Raw genomic sequence first — 19,327 nt, 5'->3', positions numbered from 1 at the left:
ACATCAAAAATAAAATAATTTTCCCTCTGTGAGAATTGATAATAATATTTCTGTTTAAATACCTTGTTTAAACGTTCAACCACTTTCTGTAGTAAAGGGTTAGATTGAATAATATTCGTATTGTAAAAACCAAGATCCACATCATCAGATACACCAAGTGAAATTTTCATTGTGATTGGGATGAGTAATTTAAACAAATCTTTAAATCCTGTGTAATCTGATGAAATATCTACCTGTAAAATAGCGGCAATTTCATTAAAAATAAATTGATGAATTTCGGTTGTTTGTTTGATGAGGTTATTGTAGTTTTCCTTACTGCAATCGGCATAACGGTAAAGATCATTACTCATAATAAGAACATAAGTGAGAAAACGCATTACTTCTGCAGAGAAATAGCAAGCTATCTCCTCTTTTTGTAGATTTTCAAGCAGCTGGATTAAAAATAGATATTCTTTTGTTTTCTTATAATGAAAAGGTAAGACGGGTAAATCAATACGATAATCTTGTTTATGCTCATACTGGTGATAAAAATAAATTAAATATAGCAAAAACCGCTCTGCATAAATGTCAGAAAGCACAATGTCTGATTTAATTAATGTTTTATTTAAAATCAACCGAATTTTTTCTTTATTAGAGTGATAAAAAAACTGATTAAATTGAGGTATGAAAAAGTTTGGTTTAGTTTTATAGTTAAAATATTTATACATTCTAACCGTAAGCATGATTCTCTTAAAAATCGCACCCTCAATTTTTATACCATGGTAAGGCTTGCTCATCAATTTCAGATCATATTGTTCGAGTTTTTTTCTCACTTGACATAGCTCTTTACTTAATGAACTATTAAAACTTAAAAATAATGCTTCTTGTAGTTGTTCAATTTTAATGTAGTGATCGCTAGAAAGTAACCTGCGTAAAATATAGTTTACCCGATGTTCAAACTTATTATTGATATTTGAAAGTTGCGAAATCTGAAAGTGTGAAAGAAGGGCATTGGCAAGATCTTCTTGCTCAATGTTTAATTTATAACCGTATGCCGATTTAGACAAAATAAGAATTTGGTATTTCTCCAGTGCTTCTTTTAAATACTTAATATCATTTTTTATTGTGCGGCTACTTACCTGTATTTCGGTGGATAACTTTTCACTATTGATATATTGATTATTTCTCAATAGTAGCAAAAAAATTGCTTTATAACGTTTATTCTTATCCAATATCCTTACAATTTGACTAATATCCATTTAACCTCCTTTTAAAAAATAGGCTACTCAGATAAGAGCAGTCTTTATTCAGCTAATCAGATTGTTGATTTATAATTTCTGTTAATTTCGCTTCAATATCCGAATATGCACAAAATCCCAATTCGTTTTCATTACATTGTTCAAAATGGAGTTGCACTGCTTGTGGTGGAGTCGCTAAAGTCAATGCTTCATTTTTTTGAATTTGCTCAATGCTTTGATAAATATACTGCGTATTAACCCATCTTGTATTATTCTTTTTATCCCGCCATATTTCAAAAAAGACTTTTCCCCCGATTGGCGTAGATTCATACTGATTTGGCAAGCGGTATGATTTTACCCCTAATGCTCCGAGTAGGGTAATAATATTGGTATCATGTCCGACCAATAGACTAATTGTTCGTTGGGAATTGCGCAATTCTTGCTGCATAAATGTGGCTAAGGGTTGGACAAGGTGGCTTGCGATGAACTTTTCGCCTCGTAGCACTGTGAAATATTCATTTTTAATTTGATTGATGATTTCCCATTTTTCTGGTGTTAATTGGCTAAGCATTTTCGATGAAGTTGGGTTTGCATAGAGTTCAATTAATAAATTATCTACGACAGTTTTCCCTAGACGTAATGTTCCTGATACTCCTACTTCTTTTCCTTTTTCCACCTTCAATTTCCCTTCTTCAGAGAAAAACATACAATCGGTTTTTCCTTGACACTGTGGAGATTGAGCATAGTTAATGACTTCACCGAGAACTTGATACGCTGTTTGTAATTTTTGATGAGCTTGTTTTAATGGAATACGTGAAATGACCGCTTGTTTGAATGTTTCGCTACTACTACGCACAATCGGGTTAAACACTGGATCCATTGTGCCAAAGGCTACATGATTTACTGGTTGAATACCACAACCTGGGAAGAGCCCCAATGTCAATGCTTGGCCTGTTGCTAATGTTCGTTGAAGGCTATTGGTATAAATCAATACTTGTTCTGGTGGTAAACATTGGTTGATTTTTGTTAAACCTTGTTGATTGAGGTAATCTCGAATATAACGCCCGAATTTAACTTCCAAGTCAGCCCCTTTGGACATTAATTCTCCCGGTGATTCTTGCCAAGCAGTCCATTGATAAGAGGTGATTTGTGTGAGTTTACTATCCGATTTAATAATCGGAGTTCTGACACCGTGTCGGCTAAAAATAAAGAGTTTCTCCAGATGATAGTCGGTATTTGGCGTAGTATGAACAGAACTTGCTGCATAATTTGATAAAAAGCTCACAGCACAGAGTAACAAAAGGCATGATTTTTTCATGTTAAACCTCAATTATTGAGTAGTGCGGACTAATGCAAAAACATCGGCAAAATTGACCGCACTTTGAGAAGATATTATCCGATCATTCAAGATAATCCGCTTGTAATTGAAAGATTTCTGCTCGGCTGATACCAAGTTGTTGCTCGGCATAGCGTTGAATTGAACCATATTGTTGATCAATCGTATTGATCGACATTTCAATAAACTCGGGCTTGGTATCAATTAGCGAGTAGAGATAATTAAGCACCTCTTGATCTTGGGTGATTTGGCGGTAAATCGCCATTTTTTGACGGTTACGTTCCAAGCGATTGATATGGGTCAGCATATAATCATCAATTATTTGATTTTTATCGACACCTAGCACCCCTAACAAAAGCATTGCGCCAAAACCAGTGCGATCTTTTCCTCCTCGGCAATGTTGGATAAAAGCTCCGCCCTTTAAATTAGCGGCAACTTTTAGCATAGCGGAAAAGGCCTGCCGACATTCCGATTTCTCCACAAAATTTTTGTATTGGGTCATCACAATATCATCGTAATGCACTAACCAGCCACGTTGTTTTTGCTCAATGATTTTATTCACTAAATTTTCATCTTCGTTTTCTTTTGATGAGGTGAATTGTGCCGCCAACTCTGCTGTATGAGCATTAGGATCAAACTGGTAAGTTTGCTCCGTTCCAATTATTTTATTGGGATATTTGGCAATTTCATTTGGGCTACGATAGTCGATCACAGCCTGAATATTGAGAGGTCTTAACATTGCGATCCCATTTTCAGTCGCATTGTATAAATGATCGGAACGATAAAGCCTTTGCCATTTGACTTTTCTGTGATCCTTTGTGAGATAGCCCCCCATATCACGAAAGTTATTCATTCCCTCAATAGGAAGTGTTCGTAATTGGGCTTGCTGTTGTAAATTTGCCGTCATTTTACCAACACTCCTAAGTACACGAGGGCAATGCAAAGTAGCATTGTGCCGATAATCAGCGTAGCAGCATATTTACCGTTGGTTTTCTTTAGTATCGAATAAACACCGATCGTCACTAACAAACTGAACAAACCAGGCATAACTTTATCGAACATTTCTTGGAGTTTTATTGTATTTTCACCCACACTAAATTCGACACCGAATTTCACCCTTACCACTGAGGCAATTAATGCGCCAATGACCATTAGCCCGACAACATTTGCCATATTGCTGACACGTTGCAAAATATTGCTGTTGCCGTTAATCATATCCATACCTTTATGATAACCGTAATGAATGCCATAATATTTGGAGGCGACATTCACAATATTGTAAAGCAGGAACATTAAAATCGGGCCTAATATACTGCCGTTTAGTGCGAGAGCCGCCCCAATACTGCCGCAGATAGGGAGCCAAGTAAATTTTAGAATGCTGTCGCCCAAACCAGCTAATGGTCCCATTAAACCAGTTTTTATTGCGGTAACCGTTTCTTTTTCACTTTCTTTGGTGGACTCTTCCACCGCAGCAGCAATACCTAGAATTAAGGCATCCGAATTGACGTGGCTATTAAAGAATTTTAAATGGCGTTTCATTGCCTCGACTTTCTGCTCTTTAGGTTTGTCTTGATAAAGTCGTTTTAAAACAGGAATAAAACTGGATAGAAAACCGATAGCCTGCATAGACTGATAATTATTGGTGACATTGAGTAACTGCATTCGCCAAAAGACTTTGTTTAAATCCTGTTTAGTAATTTTGTGTGAAGTTTGCTGGGTCATAGGTCATAGTCCTCATCATTAGTATTTTGATTGGAAGCTACCGCTTGAGTATTTTTATGAATTGCCAAGTCATAAATTAGGGCTAACGGCAAGGCAATTAGGGTTATCGGTAATACGGATAATTTAAGATAAACAGCGAGCGTGAAACCTGCGACTAAGAAGAGCCAGAGTTCTGCTTTTTTCAACATCATTAACATGAGTAAACCAATACCGATAGCTGGAATGATTTTGCCAGCAACATTCAAACCAGTAATAATTTTATCTGGTAATTGTGCCACGATTTGTGCGATTAAATCCGCACCGAAATAGACAGCTAAAAAGGTCGGTACGGCACGAATCAAGAAAGCGATGGTCATCGGAATATATTGTATGCGAAAAATTTTATCGAAATTTCCTTCTTCGGCCCAACGCTCTGCAATTGGGTTTAGGGCTACAATGCCCGAACGGTATAAAATCAAAAGTTGTTGAGCAAGTAATGAGGTTGGAACGGCAAGAGCAATCGGCGCTTCCGTCCCTCCTGCGGCAATGCCTAATGCCGTGCCAATTGCAGTACCTGAAATCATATCTGGCGCAGAATAAGCACCGACATTCCCTACACCCATCCACATCACTTCTAAGGTTGCACCAATTAAAAGTGCGGTTTGTAAATCGCCCATAATTAGTCCGACAACCGTTGCAATCAATAGTGGTCGTCTAATCATCTGCGTACCTATATCGTCAATTGCACAAATGCCTGCCCATAATGCAACGAAAAGTGCAGTTATCATTTAATCACCTCCGTTAAGTTTACTTTTTCATCATTTGGTACCATTTGAATAGTAACCGTAACCCCTTTATCCAAAAGTTGTTGGAAAGCCGAACGCTCTTCGTTAGTCACGGATAAAGCTTTGGTTAATTGGGTTCTCCCCTCTTGAAAACGCATTCCGCCAACATTTAGTTCATTAATAGGAACGTCTGCATTGACGGTTGATAACACATCAATACTGTTGGTAAACAGCAACATTGTGCGTCTACTGAGCCCTTTGGTTTGATAGATTTCCGCAAATTTTTCAATTGTCAGTACAACGACTTTGATTCCTTGTGGAGCAGCCATGGCTAAAATATTTTTTTGAGTTTGATCGGTCGCTAATTTATCGTTTAGAACCACAATTTGTTCCACTTTGAATAGGTTGACCCAAGTTGTAACGACTTGGCCGTGAATTAAGCGATCATCAATACGACTAAAGCAAATCATCTTCATCCTCCTGTTTTTGTAAATCATTGAAATCTCGAATGGTTAATCCGTTTTGATAGGCTGTTTGAATGAGTGATTTCATTTCATCAAATGGTAAATCACGGTTCATTAGTACATCTAGCAACAGTGGTAAATTTAAGCCACAACAGACTAAAATGTTTTCTTTCGTTAGTAAGTGAGAGGCCAAATTCATAGGCGTACCGCCGAGAATGTCGGTTAAAAAAATCAACCCAGCTTCAGTATCCAACGCATTCACTTTTTGCAATAAATCTTGTTTAAGATGGGTGACGTTATCCACGGTAAAGACCGATAACGTATCAAAATTGGTTTGTTTCCCTACAATTAATTCGGCACTTTCCATCGCTGCTTGGGCGAAATTTCCGTGGCTCATTAACATGAGAGCAATTTCTTTTGGCATAATTTTTCTCCATTACATTTTGTTTTTTTACAATGTAGGAGAAAGTCGTAGACTGCTCAATTTCTCGGATTGCACGATATATCGTGCAAACGGAATGCGGATCGGGAAAACGTTTAAATGAATTATATGAAACACAATACAGTAAAAAGAGTATTAGCTACTCTTTTTACTACTATTTTGTCTCGTATTCTTTGCTGTAATTAGTTTAGGGGAGCTACGGCTTAATATCCCTCAAAATAGGATTCTGCATTGAAATCAATGTTTCGGTGGATTGGATCTCATCAATGAGCTGAATTTTCGTGGCGAGAACAGAATGCAATTCGGCGATGGTATGAGTCATCACTTTGATGAAAATGGAGTAATTTCCCGTGGTGTAATAGGCCTCCACTACTTCATCAAAGGTTTCCAGTTTTTTAATCACTTTTTCGTAATCCTTCGCACTTTTCAAAATGATCCCGATAAAGCAGCAAACGTCATAGCCGAGTTTACGTTCATCAATAATCACTTTGGTGCCTTCAATCACACCGGATTGGCGCATTTTTTCCACACGAACATGAATTGTGCCGGGGCTGACACCAAAATTTTTTGCCATTTCTGCATAGGGCGTGCGCGCATCTTTAGTCAGTACACGGAGAATTTGTTGATCGAGGTTATCAATATTGTGCATAAAACAGCCTCCTTTAGAATTATTCTAATAAACCATCATTTAATTAGATATTATTCAAAGTTATTTGAAATGTAAATAAAATACTTGAGAAATAATTACAGTTTATTGAATAATACGCAAAACATCACTTATTATTAGAAACAGGCGGAAAATATGAAGAAAACGTTTATTTTGCAACAACAAGAAATTAGTTTTGTTAAAAATACCTTTACTCAAAACCTAATCGAACAACTTGGTATTATTGAAGTTCAAGGACCAATCCTTAGTGAAGTGGGCAACGGAATGCAGGATAATTTATCCGGTATTGAGAAAGCAGTTCAAGTACATGTGAAATGTATTCCGAATGCCGTATATGAAGTAGTTCACTCCTTATCAAAATGGAAGCGTCATACTCTAGCACGTTTTCATTTTAAAGAGGGGGAAGGTCTTTTTGTTCATATGAAAGCCTTACGTCCCGATGAGGATTCTTTAGATCCAACCCACTCCATTTATGTGGATCAATGGGACTGGGAAAAAGTGATTCCGGAAGGTCGCCGTAACCTTGCTTACTTAAAGGAAACCGTCAATTCAATTTATCGTGCAATTCGTTTAACGGAACTTGCGGTAGAAGCCCGTTTTGACATCCCTTCCATTTTGCCAAAACAAATTACCTTTGTGCATAGTGAAGATTTAGTAAAACGTTACCCTGATCTTTCCAGCAAAGAACGGGAAAATGCGATCTGTAAAGAATATGGTGCAGTATTTTTAATTGGTATCGGCGGTAAATTATCCGATGGTAAACCACACGATGGGCGCGCACCGGATTATGACGACTGGACAACGGAATCCGAAAACGGCTACAAAGGTTTAAATGGCGATATTCTTGTGTGGAACGAGCAACTTAATACGGCATTTGAACTTTCTTCTATGGGAATTCGTGTCGATGAATCCGCACTTCGCTTGCAAGTGAGTTTAACCGGCAAAGAAGATTGTTTAAAAATGGATTGGCATCAAGAGTTGCTAAATGGAAAATTACCTCTCTCGATTGGTGGCGGAATCGGTCAATCACGTTTAACAATGTTCTTGTTGCGTAAGAAGCATATTGGTGAGGTTCAATCGAGCGTGTGGCCAAAAGAAATGTTGGAGCAATATCAACACATTCTTTAACTTACTAAAAAAGTGCGGTTAAATTAACCGCACTTTTTTTACTCTAATATAACACTCTAGCCCGTATTGTGCCGTCAATTTCACGCAATTTAACTAATAGCGGTTCTGCATTTTCCGTTTCCACATCCACCACTACATAACCAATTTTAGGATCGGTTTGTAAGTACTGTGCGGCGATATTAATATTGGCTTCTACAAAAATTTGATTAAGCTTGTTCAACACACCCGGACGATTTTCGTGAATATGCAATAGACGTTTGGTGCCTTCGTGTTCCGGTAAGGAAACTTCCGGGAAATTCACAGAGGATAATGTTGAGCCGTTATCGGAATATTTCACGAATTTTCCCGCCACCTCAAAGCCAATATTTTCCTGAGCTTCCGCCGTTGATCCCCCAATATGCGGCGTTAAAATAACATTATCAAACTCTCGTAACGGTGAGACAAATTCTTCATTGATTGAAGCCGGTTCAACAGGGAACACATCAATAGCCGCACCTCGAATTTTGCCTTCTTTTAATCCTTGGGCAAGCGCCTCAATATCGACGACCGAGCCGCGTGCCGCATTGATTAGCATAGAATCTTGTTTCAGTTGTGCAATACGCTCCGCACTCATTAAATTACGGGTCGAAGGTGAGTCCGGCACATGTAAAGAAATTACATCACAAGAGCCAAGCAATTCTTCTAAACTACGTACTTGTTTCGCATTACCTAGCGGCAATTTATTTTCAATATCGTAGAAATACACATCCATACCCAAGGACTCGGCAATAATGCTTAATTGAGAACCGATATGACCATAACCTACAATACCTAATTTTTTACCACGCACTTCATGCGAACCGACAGCGGATTTATTCCATATACCGCGATGTACTTCCGCATTGGCTTGCGGAACATTACGCATTAAAAGCAAAATCTCACCTAAAACCAATTCAGCTACCGAACGGGTATTTGAGAATGGTGCATTAAATACCGGAATCCCCCGCGCTTTTGCCGCATTAAGATCAACCTGGTTAGTGCCAATACAAAAACAGCCTATGGCAATAAGTTTTGGTGCGGCATCAATCATTGCCTCGGTTAAATGCGTACGAGAACGCAAACCGATAAAATGCGCATCCTTAATCGCTGCTTTTAACTCATCACCATCAAGGGCTTTTTTGTAATAATCAATATTGGTATAGCCTGCCGCATGCAGCGTATCCAGCGCACTTTGATGCACGCCTTCCAACAATACAAATTTGATTTTTGATTTGTCGAGTGAAACTTTATTTGTCATGTTTGCCTTCCTTATATTTATTTCTATAAATTATTCAATAATTTTTGCACCTTCGGGCGTGCCGATAATCACAATATCTGCGCCACGTAACGCAAAAATACCGTTTGTCACCACGCCGGCAATATTATTTAATTCTTTTTCCATTTCTACCGGATTTAAAATAGCAAAATTATGCACATCTAAAATCACATTACCGTTATCCGTCTCCACGCCCTCACGATATTCCGGGGCACCGCCAAGTGCGACTAATTTTCGCCCCACTTGCGAGCGAGCCATCGGAATCACTTCCACGGGCAATGGGAAAGTTGAACCTAACACATCTACTTGTTTACTCTCATCTACAATACAAATAAATTTTTTTGCTAATGCCGCCACAATTTTTTCCCGAGTAAGTGCCGCACCACCGCCCTTAATCATCATTTTTTGTGGGTTAATTTCATCTGCGCCATCCACATAAATATCTAATCCCGACACTTCATTTGTACTAAATACTTCAATACCTTGTTTGCGCAGCAACTCTTCTGAAGTTTTCGATGCCGCCACAGCACCTTTAATTTGATCTTTCATCGCACCTAAGGCTTCAATAAAGCAATTTACGGTAGAACCGCTACCCACTCCGACAATCGTATCCGCTTTCACATACTGCAAAGCTGCTTTTGCCGCCAATTTTTTCATTTCTAATTGATTCATTATTCTGCTCTTTCTTTTTAAAAGTAAACGATTACGTTACTTTAATATGCACGCATTAAATAAACAAGTGCAAATTTTGATAAGTCATTATGAAAAAAATAACACTAATTAATCTTCCGGTAGAAATAGTGTGAGTAATTCATTTAAAAACAATTTACCGTGTTCGGTAATCTGCCAAGATGCTTCGGTTTCTACGATGTAGTTCTGCTTAAGGGCAAAATCAAGCTGGTTTTTAACCGTACTTTGCGGTAATCCGGTATAGTATTCAAACTCCCTTTTCGGTACAGTCTCCAATAAACGAAAACGGTTCATAAAAAATTCAAAAGGGCGGTCAATTTCAGGGACGTTTTTTTCTTCATAAAGATATTCGCCCCGTAAATACCCCTTAGGGTGCTTAGTTTTAGAAAAACGCCGAATCTCACCATTTGGAAAGGTTAATTTTCCGTGCGCCCCACAACCAATCGCCAAATAATCACCAAAACGCCAATAATTCAAATTATGTCGGCATTGAAAACCCGCTTTGGCATAAGCTGAAGTTTCATACTGTTGATAACCAGCTGTCGTGAGCAGTTGATGACCTTGCTCGAAAATAGCCCAAAGTTCGTCGTCATCCGGCAATTTGGGCGGGCGATATGCAAACATCGTATTGGGTTCAATAGTGATTTGGTACCATGAAATATGTGGTGGTGAAAGCTCAATGGCTTGACGTAAATCGTCCAAGGCTTCGACAAGGGTTTGATTCGGCAAACCGTGCATTAAATCCAAGTTGAAACTTTTGAGACCGGAAACTTTCGCTAAACCGACCGCACTTTTGGCTTCCTCCGCATTGTGAATGCGGCCTAGACGCTTGAGTTTGTCATCATTAAAACTCTGAATTCCCATAGAAATACGGGTTACGCCGGCTTTTACATAACCTTGAAAGCGCTCGGCTTCCACCGTACCGGGATTGGCTTCCAGCGTAATTTCAATATCATCTTCAAAAGAAATTTGTTTTTTTATTCCGCTTAATAAATAAGCAATACCGTCCGCCGAAAACAAGCTCGGCGTACCGCCGCCAATAAAAATAGAATGTAATTTTCGATCTTGAATACTTTCCTGAAAACGTGCTAAATCCTCTTTCAAATCTTGTAGTAAATGGCGAATATAATCTTGTTCGGGAATATCACCTTTCCGAGCATGAGAATTAAAATCGCAATAGGGGCATTTCTGCACACACCAAGGAATATGGATGTAAAGAGAAAGTGGGGGAAGTCTAAGCATGATAATCGATAGATTAGAAGATATTTTGCGCTATTTTATTTATGCCGTTATAAAATACAACGGAAAAAATTTTAAAGGATGCTCTGCTCTTTTAACTCTCACTTTAATTTTGAATAAGCTAAGAACAGAGGAAGGTTTAATGAGAAAAATAATAGGCTCTGTATTAAGAGCCCTATTATCGATAATAATTTCAACATACCGCTGAGTTATGGCGTTGAGAAATAAGTAAATGAGCCCGGTCCGACCGGTAAACCAAACACAAAAACCCAGAGATAGAAAAGCGTTATCCAACCGATGATAAAAATAAATGAATAAGGAATCATCATCGCCATTAGCGTACCTACTCCCGTATCTTTTTTGTAACGAACCGCCACGGCCATAATCAAGCCAAAATAACTCATCATCGGCGTGATAATATTCGTTGTGGAGTCGCCAATACGATATGCTGCCTGAATCACTTCCGGCGCATAACCAACCAACATCAGCATAGGTACAAAAATAGGCGCAGTTAATGCCCACTGTGCCGATGCAGAGGAAATCATCAAATTGATAAATGCACAAACCAAAATGAAACCGACAAAAAGTATAGACCCCGTTAAGCCAAGATTGATCAGTAAATTAGCCCCTTTTACCGCAACAATTGAACCTAAGTTTGTCCACTTAAAAAATGCCACAAACTGCGCGGCAAAGAATACCAGTACAATGTACATACCCATCGAAGCCATACCTTTAGACATCGCTTTTACGATGTCTTGAGAAGATCTCATTGAACCGGTAACTCGTCCGTAGATATAACCGGGAATGGCAAAAAAGATAAAAATAAAGACCACAATACCGTGTAAGAAAGGAGAACCCGCTACAAGCCCTGTTTTAGTATTACGCAAAATGCCGTCTTCAGGAACAATTGTCCACGCAAGTAGTAAGGAAAAAATTAACATTGCAATTCCGGCCCACATTAAGCCCTTTTTCTCATTAGGCGCTAATTTTTCCACTTTATGTTGAAGAATTGAAGGATCATCCGCATCTTGGGGATCATAGTTTCCTAACTGAGGTTCAACGATTTTTTCTGTGACCAAATAGCCTAAAATGCTCACTAAAAATGTACTAACAAACATAAAATACCAGTTTGCCTCAGGCCCGACGACATAATTCGGATCAATTAAACGGGCGGCCTCTTGAGTAATTCCCGATAAAAGCGGATCGACCGTACCTAATAACAAATTAGCGCTATATCCGCCCGAAACACCGGCAAATGCAGCCGCAAGCCCTGCAAGGGGATGACGACCAAGTGCGTGAAAAATCATTGCAGCAAGAGGAATTAATACTACATAACCAAGTTCTGCTGCAGTATTTGAAATAACAGCAGCAAATACAATAGTGAAAGTCACCAATTTTCTCGGAGCACCAACAACTAACCCTCTCAGCGCTGCAGAAATCATACCTGAAGATTCGGCAATAGACACCCCGAGCATTGCCACTAAAACAGTACCGAGCGGTGCAAAACCGGTGAAATTTTTTACCAGACTGCTGACCATATAAGCAAGCCCTTCTTGGCTAAGCAGACTTTTCACAAGAATATCACCGGAATGATTCGGACGAGGATCCAAAACGCTCACATCAAAGTAATGCAAAATTGCTGAAAGTACGATCAAAATACCACACATCAACATAAATAAAATGATAGGGTGCGGCAGCAAATTTCCAAGCCATTCCACGCCTTTTAAAAAATGCTGAATTCGGCTATTTTTTTGAGAAACTGTCGATGACATATGCGTATCCTTTTGGATTGGTTAAAGAATAAACTTCATATTCGCATATTTTTTACCAAACTCAAAAATAAAGTTTCGCTTATACAACAATAACATTACATTTTTTCAACTATTGACTTGAATCGTCAAAAAATCAGCGTTTAAAGATATAAAAAGGGCTTGTTTTCACAAGCCCTAAAAAATATTTAATTAATTGACCGCTCTTGTTGTTCTCGAGACGGCTTTACGACGCGGTGTTTTAGGTTTGGCTGCTATCTTAACGAACTCCACGCCTTCCGGTGGATTTTCAAGTGCTAAGCCAAGTACCTCATCAATCGTTTCTACCGCATGAATAGCAAGACTTTGTTTCACATTATCCGGAATTTCTTCCAAATCTTTTACATTATCTTTTGGAATCAGTACGGTTTTAATCCCGCCACGGTGCGCCGCCAAAAGTTTTTCTTTTAAACCGCCGATTGGCAACACTTTACCGCGTAAGCTGATTTCCCCTGTCATTGCCACGTCCGCACGCACCGGATTACCCGTCAAACAAGACACAAGAGCGGTACACATTGCGATACCCGCACTTGGACCGTCTTTCGGCGTTGCGCCGTCCGGCACGTGAATATGAATATCACGTTTTTCGTGGAACTCAGGGTTAATACCCAATTTATCGGCACGTGATCGCACCACTGTCATTGCCGCTTGAATAGATTCTTTCATCACATCACCAAGGGAACCGGTAAAAGTTAATTTTCCTTTTCCAACTACAGATGCGGTTTCAATGGTAAGTAAATCGCCGCCGACTTCCGTCCACGCCAAACCGGTCACTTCGCCTACTCGGTTTTGCGTGTCGGCTTTACCAAACTCAAAACGTTTCACGCCAAGATAATCTTTTAAATTATCGGCATTCACTGTAATGGATTTCAGTTTCGGATCCAGCAATAAATTTTTCACCGCTTTACGGCAGATTTTGGAAATTTCACGCTCCAAACTACGTACGCCTGCCTCACGGGTGTAATAGCGAATAATGTCTAAAACAGCACTTTCTTCTACCACTAACTCGCCTTTCTTCAACCCGTTACGCTCAATTTGTTTTTGTAACAAATGACGCATAGCGATATTGAGTTTTTCATCTTCCGTGTAACCGGAAAGGCGAATCACTTCCATACGATCAAGTAACGGCCCAGGAATATTCATGGAATTCGACGTCGCCACAAACATGACATCGGAAAGATCATAATCCACTTCTAAATAATGGTCGTTAAAGGTCGTATTTTGTTCAGGATCAAGCACTTCTAACAAAGCTGAAGCCGGATCACCACGCATATCCGATGCCATTTTATCGATCTCATCCAGTAGGAATAATGGGTTTTTCACGCCCACTTTTGCCATTTTTTGAATGAGTTTGCCCGGCAATGCGCCGATATAGGTTTTGCGATGCCCCCGAATTTCCGCTTCATCACGCACACCGCCAAGCGCCATACGCACATATTTACGTCCCGTTGCATTGGCAATGGATTGACCAAGCGAAGTTTTACCCACTCCTGGCGGGCCAACCAAACAAAGAATCGGCCCTTTCACTTTATTGAGGCGCGCTTGCACCGCAAGATATTCTAAAATGCGTTCTTTCACACGCTCCAAGCCATAGTGGTCGGCATCTAACACTTGCTGTGCTTTGGTAATATCTTTTTTCACTTTTGTACGTTGATGCCATGGTACTTGAATCATCCATTCAATGTAGCTACGAACAACGGTCGCTTCCGCTGACATTGCCGACATCATTTTGAGTTTTTGTAACTCGTTTTCCACTTTCTCACGCACTTCTGCCGACATCCCCGCAGCGTCCACTTTTTGACGAAGTTGCTCTACTTCATCAATGGTGTCTTCATTTTCGCCATCGTCCATTTCTTTGCGAATCGCTTTAATTTGCTCGCTCAAATAATAGTTACGCTGGCTTTTTTCCATTTGTTTTTTCACACGGCCACGAATGCGTTTTTCCACTTGCAGAATATCCACTTCCGATTCCATCATACCAAGCAAATATTCCAAACGTGCTTGAACATCGGCAAGTTCCAGTATGCTTTGTTTATGGCGAACACTCACCGGCAAATGCGCCGCCATTGTATCCGCAAGGCGATCCGCATTATCAATGCGTTGGAGTGCGTTTAATATATCGGCCGGCACTTTTTTGTTTAATGTCAGATAATTTTCAAACTCAGAAAGTACCGCACTTTTTACAACATCCAATTCCTTTTCATTGCCATAAGTCGTTTCAATCGGTGTGATTTTCCCCGAAAAGAATTGTTCATTGTCTTCAAGTTGATTGATTTTTGCTCGCTGCTGTCCTTCCACCAACACTTTAACCGTTCCGTCCGGTAATTTTAAAAGCTGGATAATATTAGCAATCGTCCCGACATCGTACACATCATCAATGGTCGGCTCTTCTAAATCCGCTTGTTTTTGTGAAACCAAAAGAAGCTGTTTATTTTCATTCATCGCTTCTTCAAGAGCATTAATGGATTTTGTACGCCCCACAAAAAGCGGCATCACCATGTAAGGAAAAACCACAACATCACGTAATGGCAGTACGGGCATCGTATATTGTGTTCTTTTGGTCGTCATATCTTCTCTCTAACTATCTTAATGATTGGAAAACTATATGGGGATAGGTTTAATGAATTCAAGGGAACCGGGTTGATTAGAATAAAAGTGCGGTCATTTTTCACCGCACTTTTTGAGAAAAATTAAAGAATCTTTAATAGTTTATCAAAATCATCAAACACCCAATCCGGATTGGATTCACTAATCGGAATGTTATAGTTATAACCGTAGGTTAACCCTACCACCGCACAACCGGCGGCGTGTGCGGCAAGAATATCATTTTTAGAATCCCCTACAAATAATACTTGTCGAGGCTCAAGCCCAAATTTACCGCATAGATAATAAAGAGGTGCCGGATGGGGTTTGATAGCAGGTAGAGATTGCCCGCCCAGCATTTCGCTAAATAAATGATCGATACCGAATGCCGCCAAAACGGGTTGAACGTGTTTGGTCGGTTTATTTGTCACTACCGCCAATATATAACCTTTCTCCTTTAACGCTTCCAAAGTTTCTTTTACATTTGGGTATAATCGGCTCACATTGCAAAGATTTTCGCCATAATAATAACTAAAACGTTCTTTTACTTTTTCTACATCCGCCTCGGTTAATGTTTTGCCGGTTTGTTCCTTTCCCCAATCCAATGCACGCGCAATCAATACCGGTGCGCCATTGCCAATCCAAGTTAAAACCAGCGATTCCGGTGCTTGCGGTAAATCAAATTCTGCCAACGCCGAATTCACGGATAAGGCTAAATCCGGCAAACTATTAACTAACGTGCCGTCTAAATCAAAGCCAATCAATTTAAATTGTGTGCTCATTCAATCTCTCTACCCTACATAATGGGAAAATACAAAGGATTATCTATTATCTCTTGATTCCGGCAAGTTGATTTCTCATTTGATCAATCACTTGTTTGTAATCCGGTTGGTCAAAAATCGCTGATCCCGCCACAAACATATCCGCACCGGCGGCGGCAATTTCTGCGATGTTATTCACTTTCACTCCGCCATCAACTTCCAAGCGAATATCAAAACCGCTGTGATCGATGATTTGGCGTACTTGTTGTAATTTTTTTAATGTAGAAGGCAAGAAAGATTGCCCGCCAAATCCCGGGTTTACCGACATTAACAAAATGATGTCGATTTTATCCAATACATAATCCAAATAATTCAACGGCGTTGCGGGATTAAATACTAAACCGGCTTTACAACCGTGATCACGAATCAACTGCAAAGAGCGGTCAATATGCTCGGAACTTTCCGGATGGAAAGTAATATAATTCGCACCGGTTTTGGCGAAATCAGGGATAATTCGGTCCACCGGCTTAACCATCAAATGCACATCAATCGGCGCAGTAATACCATAATCACGTAAAGCTTGACAAACCGACGGGCCAAAAGTCAAATTTGGTACATAATGATTATCCATCACATCAAAATGAATAACATCCGCACCGGCATTAAGCACATTTTGAACATCATCACCAAGACGTGCAAGATCGGCCGAAAGAATGGAAGGGGCAATAAGATAAGGTTTCATTGTTATCTCCTAGAAGATTGTTGTCGCCTTAGTTTACTACGTTAATTTAAGAATTGCCCTGATTATTTACAGAAAACTTGAGAAAAAATGACCGCACTTTGAATATTCTTTTAGTAAAGAAAACAACGTGCGGTCGATAATCTCTCTTTATTTGCCCACTTGGCTACCGATTAAACCGCCTAATGCGGCTCCCCCTAATGTCGTCGCGGTATTGCCTTTAATCATATAACCGGCCGCCCCGCCAATTGCCGCACCGACAGCCGTATTTTTTTGAGTTCGGCTCATATTACTGCAAGCGGCTAATGAAATAAGTGTCATACCAATAACCAATGATTTTGTTATTAATTTCATAAAATCTCTCCATATAAAATTAAAAACTATCCATCGTGATAGCAATTGTAAGACTGACATCACTGAATAAAAGTTCATTTTTAGAAAAGAATCTTACTTTGGCACAATCATGGCTAACGATTTTTTTGATCCAAAATTTTGCTGATTAGTTTTAAATATTCGATAGCAAGGGTTTGTTGCTTTGCAGCGGCATTAAAAACAAGATCTTCAGAAAGCACACCGCAAGGTTGCGAGTTAACAATCTCGCCTTTTTCATAGGCTTCAAAATCTGCAAACCAATCGCCGTCAAAATAATAACGCTCTAAACGTTGCATTTTAGGTAAAAAAGCTTGCCATTTTTCAAGAAAAGTCTCCGCCTCCGTCAGAAACTCATTGGCTTCATTCAGAATATTTTCCATTTCGGCTAATTGTACTAAACGTGTTTGAGATAACATTTTTCTCTCCCGAATAAGATAAAAAGAAACCGCACTTTGCCTTAAAAGTGCGGTCAATTTATAGTATGTTTTTACCAATTACACATCATAGGTCGTGGAAGCCGTGTTACCGCCACGTCCTGTCCAGTTGGTATGGAAAAACTCGCCGCGCGGTTTATCGGTTCGTTCGTAAGTGTGCGCGCCAAAATAATCCCGTTGAGCCTGCAATAAATTAGCCGGTAAACGGGCGGAAGTATAACCGTCTAAGAAGGTAATCGCCGAAGCCATACACGGCATTGGAATCCCCACTTCAATGGATTTTGCCACTACTTTACGCCAGTCGCTTATGGCGTTTTCTAAGATACCTTTGAAATAACCGTCTGAGCCTAAGAAAATCAAATCCGGGTTAGCCTCATAAGCATCACGAATATTGCCCAGGAAACGGCTACGGATAATACAGCCTTCACGCCATAATAGCGCGGTTGCACCATAGTTGATATCCCAACCAAAGTTTTCAGAGGCTTCACGAATTAGCATAAATCCTTGTGCATAAGAGATAATTTTTGAGGCTAGCAAGGCTTTGCGCACCGCTTCAATCCAAACCGCTTTATCGCCTTCCACTTTACCAATGGTTTTGCCGAATAATTTTTCTGCAGCAACACGTTGATCTTTGAAAGAAGAAACACAGCGGGCAAAGACCGATTCTGTAATTAAAGTTAATGGAATACCAAAATCAAGGGCATTGATTCCCGTCCATTTACCCGTGCCTTTTTGTCCGGCAGTATCAAGGATTTTCTCCACCAACGGGGTGCCGTCTGTGTCTTTATATCCTAAAATATCTGTCGTAATATCAATCAGATAGCTATCCAGCTCGGTTTTTTTCCATTCTGCGAAAACGTTTTGCATTTCGTCATAACTCAAGCCTAACCCGTCTTTTAAGAATTGGTAGGCTTCACAAATCAGCTGCATATCGCCATATTCAATGCCGTTATGCACCATTTTCACGAAATGACCTGCGCCCTCTTTTCCAACCCAGTCACAGCACGGCTCGCCTTTATCGGTTTTCGCAGAAATCGCTTGTAAAATCGGTTTGACATATTGCCATGCTTCCTCATTACCACCCGGCATAATGGAAGGTCCGTGGCGTGCCCCCTCTTCGCCGCCCGACACCCCGGAGCCCACAAAACGGATTCCTTTCTCTGCTAATGCTTTCACTCGGCGGTTGGTATCGGGATAGTTGGAGTTGCCCCCATCAATAATGATATCTCCCTCTTCCAAGTGAGGCAGTAATGCATCAATAAATTGATCCACCACTTCGCCCGCACGCACCATGAGCATCACTTTTCTCGGTTTTTCCAATTTTGCAGCTAAATCTTCCAAAGAATACGCCCCGATAATGTTCGTTCCTTGCGCCGCCCCTTGTAAAAACTCGTCCACTTTAGATGTAGTACGGTTATATGCCACCACTTTAAATCCGTGGTCGTTCATATTTAAAATGAGGTTTTGCCCCATTACGGCGAGCCCAATAACGCCGATATCTCCTTTAACTGACATGCTTTTTCTCCTGTTGGTAGGGTGGGATTTATCCCACTGTAATATATTGAAATTATCATTTAAATAAACACTATCCCATAAACTAATAAATTATTTATTAATAATTATTTTAGTGCTTTTGGAAAGTAGTTTATCTTTATTATATTTAAACC

19 protein-coding genes are annotated in these 19,327 nt (G+C 39.8%); 1 reads left to right on the top strand and 18 read right to left on the bottom strand.

Translation table 11 applies throughout. The features are described from left to right. The 8 genes from BKL51_RS00785 to asnC form a co-directional block, all read right to left on the bottom strand. The coding region (locus BKL51_RS00785; RefSeq protein WP_143530472.1) for an HTH domain-containing protein at positions 1–1,238 on the bottom strand (1,238 nt) is incomplete at its 3' end. Between the two features lie 52 nt (positions 1,239–1,290). After that, positions 1,291–2,535, bottom strand: a complete 1,245-nt coding sequence (locus tag BKL51_RS00780) for a histidine-type phosphatase (RefSeq protein ID WP_077464864.1) — start codon at positions 2,533–2,535, stop codon at positions 1,291–1,293. Positions 2,536–2,617: 82 nt separating this feature from the next. Beyond that, positions 2,618–3,460, bottom strand: a complete 843-nt coding sequence (locus BKL51_RS00775; protein WP_077464863.1) for a tyrosine-protein phosphatase — start codon at positions 3,458–3,460, stop codon at positions 2,618–2,620. After that, on the bottom strand, positions 3,457–4,275 hold the full coding sequence (locus BKL51_RS00770; protein WP_077464862.1) for a PTS system mannose/fructose/sorbose family transporter subunit IID: 819 nt from the start codon (positions 4,273–4,275) through the stop codon (positions 3,457–3,459). The genes BKL51_RS00775 and BKL51_RS00770 overlap by 4 nt, the downstream gene beginning before the upstream one ends. Then, the gene (locus BKL51_RS00765; protein WP_077464861.1) at positions 4,272–5,042 is read right to left on the bottom strand and encodes a PTS sugar transporter subunit IIC; all 771 of its coding nucleotides are present in this window, start codon (positions 5,040–5,042) and stop codon (positions 4,272–4,274) included. The genes BKL51_RS00770 and BKL51_RS00765 overlap by 4 nt, the downstream gene beginning before the upstream one ends. After that, positions 5,039–5,509: a PTS sugar transporter subunit IIB gene (locus tag BKL51_RS00760; RefSeq protein WP_077464860.1), complete on the bottom strand. Its 471-nt coding sequence runs from the start codon at positions 5,507–5,509 to the stop codon at positions 5,039–5,041. Before BKL51_RS00760 ends, BKL51_RS00765 begins: the two co-directional genes overlap by 4 nt. Further along, complete coding sequence (locus tag BKL51_RS00755; RefSeq protein ID WP_077464859.1) at positions 5,496–5,927, bottom strand: PTS sugar transporter subunit IIA; 432 nt, start codon at positions 5,925–5,927, stop codon at positions 5,496–5,498. Before BKL51_RS00755 ends, BKL51_RS00760 begins: the two co-directional genes overlap by 14 nt. 214 nt (positions 5,928–6,141) lie before the next feature. Continuing rightward, positions 6,142–6,594: a transcriptional regulator AsnC gene (gene asnC, locus BKL51_RS00750; protein ID WP_077416789.1), complete on the bottom strand. Its 453-nt coding sequence runs from the start codon at positions 6,592–6,594 to the stop codon at positions 6,142–6,144. Positions 6,595–6,747: 153 nt separating this feature from the next. Here asnC and asnA point away from each other — a divergent pair, with 153 nt between their 5' ends. Further along, a complete protein-coding gene (asnA, locus tag BKL51_RS00745; RefSeq protein WP_077464858.1) occupies positions 6,748–7,740 on the top strand; it encodes an aspartate--ammonia ligase in 993 nt (330 codons plus the stop codon). A 43-nt stretch (positions 7,741–7,783) separates the two neighbouring features. Here asnA and serA read toward each other — a convergent pair whose 3' ends face one another. The 10 genes from serA to gnd all read right to left on the bottom strand — a co-directional run bounded on the left by serA (position 7,784) and on the right by gnd (position 19,175). Further along, the gene (gene serA, locus BKL51_RS00740; RefSeq protein ID WP_077464857.1) at positions 7,784–9,016 is read right to left on the bottom strand and encodes a phosphoglycerate dehydrogenase; all 1,233 of its coding nucleotides are present in this window, start codon (positions 9,014–9,016) and stop codon (positions 7,784–7,786) included. A gap of 30 nt (positions 9,017–9,046) precedes the next feature. Further along, entirely contained in the window at positions 9,047–9,706 is a 660-nt protein-coding gene (rpiA, locus tag BKL51_RS00735; protein WP_077464856.1) for a ribose-5-phosphate isomerase RpiA, read from the bottom strand. Positions 9,707–9,814: 108 nt separating this feature from the next. Next, on the bottom strand, positions 9,815–10,966 hold the full coding sequence (hemW, locus tag BKL51_RS00730) for a radical SAM family heme chaperone HemW (RefSeq protein ID WP_077464855.1): 1,152 nt from the start codon (positions 10,964–10,966) through the stop codon (positions 9,815–9,817). A 206-nt stretch (positions 10,967–11,172) separates the two neighbouring features. Further along, positions 11,173–12,735 (bottom strand): AbgT family transporter, encoded by a 1,563-nt coding sequence (locus tag BKL51_RS00720; protein ID WP_077464853.1) that lies wholly within the window; start codon positions 12,733–12,735, stop codon positions 11,173–11,175. Between the two features lie 189 nt (positions 12,736–12,924). Continuing rightward, positions 12,925–15,339: an endopeptidase La gene (lon, locus tag BKL51_RS00715; RefSeq protein WP_077464852.1), complete on the bottom strand. Its 2,415-nt coding sequence runs from the start codon at positions 15,337–15,339 to the stop codon at positions 12,925–12,927. Between the two features lie 122 nt (positions 15,340–15,461). Continuing rightward, positions 15,462–16,136: a phosphoglycolate phosphatase gene (locus tag BKL51_RS00710; protein WP_077464851.1), complete on the bottom strand. Its 675-nt coding sequence runs from the start codon at positions 16,134–16,136 to the stop codon at positions 15,462–15,464. A 46-nt stretch (positions 16,137–16,182) separates the two neighbouring features. Continuing rightward, positions 16,183–16,857: a ribulose-phosphate 3-epimerase gene (gene rpe / locus BKL51_RS00705; protein WP_077464850.1), complete on the bottom strand. Its 675-nt coding sequence runs from the start codon at positions 16,855–16,857 to the stop codon at positions 16,183–16,185. Between the two features lie 147 nt (positions 16,858–17,004). Next, positions 17,005–17,175 carry a glycine zipper 2TM domain-containing protein gene (locus tag BKL51_RS00700; protein WP_369801899.1) on the bottom strand — a complete coding sequence of 57 codons (171 nt, stop codon included), beginning with the start codon at positions 17,173–17,175 and terminating at the stop codon, positions 17,005–17,007. A 146-nt stretch (positions 17,176–17,321) separates the two neighbouring features. Continuing rightward, a complete protein-coding gene (locus tag BKL51_RS00695; protein ID WP_077464848.1) occupies positions 17,322–17,642 on the bottom strand; it encodes a DUF4298 domain-containing protein in 321 nt (106 codons plus the stop codon). 78 nt (positions 17,643–17,720) lie between these two features. After that, complete coding sequence (gene gnd / locus BKL51_RS00690) at positions 17,721–19,175, bottom strand: decarboxylating NADP(+)-dependent phosphogluconate dehydrogenase (protein ID WP_077464847.1); 1,455 nt, start codon at positions 19,173–19,175, stop codon at positions 17,721–17,723. Between the last annotated feature and the right edge of the window lie 152 nt (positions 19,176–19,327).

The sequence above is a fragment of the Rodentibacter sp. Ppn85 genome (assembly GCF_001999335.1).
Lineage (GTDB): Bacteria > Pseudomonadota > Gammaproteobacteria > Enterobacterales > Pasteurellaceae > Rodentibacter.
This window is presented reverse-complemented; position numbering and strand designations above follow the sequence as displayed.

Coding starts and splice junctions, on each gene's coding strand:
- BKL51_RS00780 (WP_077464864.1), bottom strand. CDS start 2,535: ATGAAAAAATCATGCCTTTTGTTACTCTGTGCTGTGAGCTTTTTATCA.
- BKL51_RS00775 (WP_077464863.1), bottom strand. CDS start 3,460: ATGACGGCAAATTTACAACAGCAAGCCCAATTACGAACACTTCCTATT.
- BKL51_RS00770 (WP_077464862.1), bottom strand. CDS start 4,275: ATGACCCAGCAAACTTCACACAAAATTACTAAACAGGATTTAAACAAA.
- BKL51_RS00765 (WP_077464861.1), bottom strand. CDS start 5,042: ATGATAACTGCACTTTTCGTTGCATTATGGGCAGGCATTTGTGCAATT.
- BKL51_RS00760 (WP_077464860.1), bottom strand. CDS start 5,509: ATGATTTGCTTTAGTCGTATTGATGATCGCTTAATTCACGGCCAAGTC.
- BKL51_RS00755 (WP_077464859.1), bottom strand. CDS start 5,927: ATGCCAAAAGAAATTGCTCTCATGTTAATGAGCCACGGAAATTTCGCC.
- asnC (WP_077416789.1), bottom strand. CDS start 6,594: ATGCACAATATTGATAACCTCGATCAACAAATTCTCCGTGTACTGACT.
- asnA (WP_077464858.1), top strand. CDS start 6,748: ATGAAGAAAACGTTTATTTTGCAACAACAAGAAATTAGTTTTGTTAAA.
- serA (WP_077464857.1), bottom strand. CDS start 9,016: ATGACAAATAAAGTTTCACTCGACAAATCAAAAATCAAATTTGTATTG.
- rpiA (WP_077464856.1), bottom strand. CDS start 9,706: ATGAATCAATTAGAAATGAAAAAATTGGCGGCAAAAGCAGCTTTGCAG.
- hemW (WP_077464855.1), bottom strand. CDS start 10,966: ATGCTTAGACTTCCCCCACTTTCTCTTTACATCCATATTCCTTGGTGT.
- BKL51_RS00720 (WP_077464853.1), bottom strand. CDS start 12,735: ATGTCATCGACAGTTTCTCAAAAAAATAGCCGAATTCAGCATTTTTTA.
- lon (WP_077464852.1), bottom strand. CDS start 15,339: ATGACGACCAAAAGAACACAATATACGATGCCCGTACTGCCATTACGT.
- BKL51_RS00710 (WP_077464851.1), bottom strand. CDS start 16,136: ATGAGCACACAATTTAAATTGATTGGCTTTGATTTAGACGGCACGTTA.
- rpe (WP_077464850.1), bottom strand. CDS start 16,857: ATGAAACCTTATCTTATTGCCCCTTCCATTCTTTCGGCCGATCTTGCA.
- BKL51_RS00700 (WP_369801899.1), bottom strand. CDS start 17,175: ATGACACTTATTTCATTAGCCGCTTGCAGTAATATGAGCCGAACTCAA.
- BKL51_RS00695 (WP_077464848.1), bottom strand. CDS start 17,642: ATGTTATCTCAAACACGTTTAGTACAATTAGCCGAAATGGAAAATATT.
- gnd (WP_077464847.1), bottom strand. CDS start 19,175: ATGTCAGTTAAAGGAGATATCGGCGTTATTGGGCTCGCCGTAATGGGG.